General features: G+C 69.1%; 1 protein-coding gene. It reads left to right on the forward strand.

Annotated features, from left to right (window positions below):
• A partial coding sequence (locus GTY96_RS36965) for a condensation domain-containing protein (RefSeq protein ID WP_161667164.1) occupies window positions 1-2,243 on the forward strand: 2,243 nt, incomplete at both ends.

The raw sequence follows: 2,243 nt of genomic DNA on the forward strand, positions 1-2,243 counted from the left end.
AAGCTCGCGGCCCTCTTCGCCGAAGTGCTCCGCACCGAGCGCGTCGGGCTCCACGACGACTTCTTCGCCCTCGGCGGACACTCCCTGCTCGCCACCCAGCTCGTCTCGCGCGTCCGCGCGGCGTTCGACGTGGAGCTCCCTCTGCGGGCCCTCTTCGGAACGCCCACGGTCGAAGGCCTCGCGCCGAAGGTCGAAGGGGCCCAACGCACGACACTCCGCGCCCCGCCTCTGCGCCCCTCTTCGCGCGAGGGCGTCCTGCCGCTGTCCTTCGCGCAGCAGCGCCTGTGGCTCCTGGATCAGCTCACCCCCGGGGATGCGTCGTACAACATCCCCACGGCCCTCAGGCTCACGGGCCACGTGGACGTGGAGGCCCTGCGCCGCGCCTTCGAGGCGCTGGTCGCCCGCCACGAAGCCCTGCGCACCACCCTCTCCGCGCCTCACGAGGAGCCGTCGCAACACATCCATGCTCCCTCTCTCTGGGAGCTGCCTGTCATCGACCTGACCCACCTCCCCGAGCCACGTCGTGAGGAGGAAGCCCGGCACCTCGTGACCGAGGAAGCGCGTCGTCCCTTCCACCTGGCTCGCGGACCGCTGATGCGGAGCCTCCTGGTGCGAGTGGGAGAAGAGGAGCACCTGCTGCTGGTGGCGATGCACCACATCGTCTCCGACGGCTGGTCCATGGGTGTCCTCGTCCGGGAGGTGGCGGCCTTCTACGAAGCCTTCAGCACGCAGCGGACGCCTTCGCTCCCGCCGCTCCCCGTGCAGTACGCCGACTTCGCGACGTGGCAGCGCCAGTGGCTCCAGGGCGAAGCCCTGGACGCGCAGATTCAGTACTGGAAGCAGCGGCTCACGGGGAGCCCGTCCGCGTTGGAGCTGCCCACCGACCACCCGCGTCCGCCCGTGCAGTCGTACCGCGGCGCCAAGGTGGACGTGCGCATCCCCGCGCAGCTCGTGGATTCCCTCAAGGCCCTGGCCCAGCGCGAAGGCGCCACGCCGTTCATGGTGTTGCTCGCCGCCTTCCAGGTCCTCCTGTCGCGCTACTCCGCGCAGGACGACATCAGCGTGGGCACGCCCATCGCGGGCCGCACCCAGGCCGAGACCGAAGGCCTCATCGGCTTCTTCGTCAACACCCTCGTCCTGCGTGCGCAGGTCGAGCCGAAGGCGACCTTCCGCCAGCTGCTGGTCCAGGTCCGAGGCAACACCCTCGCGGCCTACGAGCACCAGCACCTGCCCTTCGAGAAGCTCGTCGAAGCCGTTCAGCCCGCCCGCGATCTGAGCCGCAACCCGTTGTTCCAGGCCATGTTCATCCTTCAGAACATGCCTGCTGAAGCGCTGCGCATGCCGGGCATGTCCATGCAGACGCTGCCGTCGGAAACCCACTTCGCCAAGTTCGACCTGTCCCTGGGTCTACGCAAAGCACAGACGGGAATGACCGGCGCGCTGGAGTACGCGACGGACCTCTTCGAGGCGTCGACCATGCAGCGCATGGCCGGCCACTTCGGTGTGCTGCTCGAGGCCATCGCCGTGAGTCCCGACTCCCGCCTCATGGACCTGCCTCTGCTCACCTCCCCTGAGCGCCAGCAGCTCCTCCTCGACTGGAATCCTCCCGCCTCTCAATCGCCGCGGGAGTCCAGCATCCACGCCCTGGTCGAAGCCCAGGTGCGCCGCACTCCGGACTCGCTCGCCGTCCTCACCCCGGAGCACCGCCTCACCTACCGTCAGCTCGACGCGAAGGCCAACCAGCTCGCCCATCGCCTCCGCTCACTTGGCGTCGGCCCCGAAGTCCGTGTCGGCCTCTGCGTCGAGCGCACCGAGGACCTCCTCATCGGCGCTCTCGGCATCCTCAAGGCCGGTGGTGCCTACGTCCCCCTGGACCCCACCTACCCCCGTGAGCGCCTGGGCTGGTTGCTGGAGGACGCGCAGGGCCCCGCCCTCGTCGCCCACTCCCACCTCCTCTCCGCTCTGCCCGAAACCACGGCCACCGCCGTCTGCCTCGACACGGATTCGGAGCTGGCCTCGCTGCCCACCTCCGCTCCCGACGTCGGAGTGGCTGCTGGCAACCTCGCCTACCTCATCTACACCTCCGGCAGCACCGGGCGCCCCAAGGGCGTCGCCATCTCCCATGGCAACGCCGTCTCCTTCCTCTCCTGGGCTCTCGACACCTTCTCCCTCGACGAGATGAAGGGCGTCCTCGCCGCCACCAGCCTCAACTTCGACCTCTCCGTCTTCGAGCTCTTCGCTCC

The sequence above is a fragment of the Corallococcus silvisoli genome, assembly GCF_009909145.1.
In the GTDB taxonomy this organism is placed as follows: domain Bacteria; phylum Myxococcota; class Myxococcia; order Myxococcales; family Myxococcaceae; genus Corallococcus; species Corallococcus silvisoli.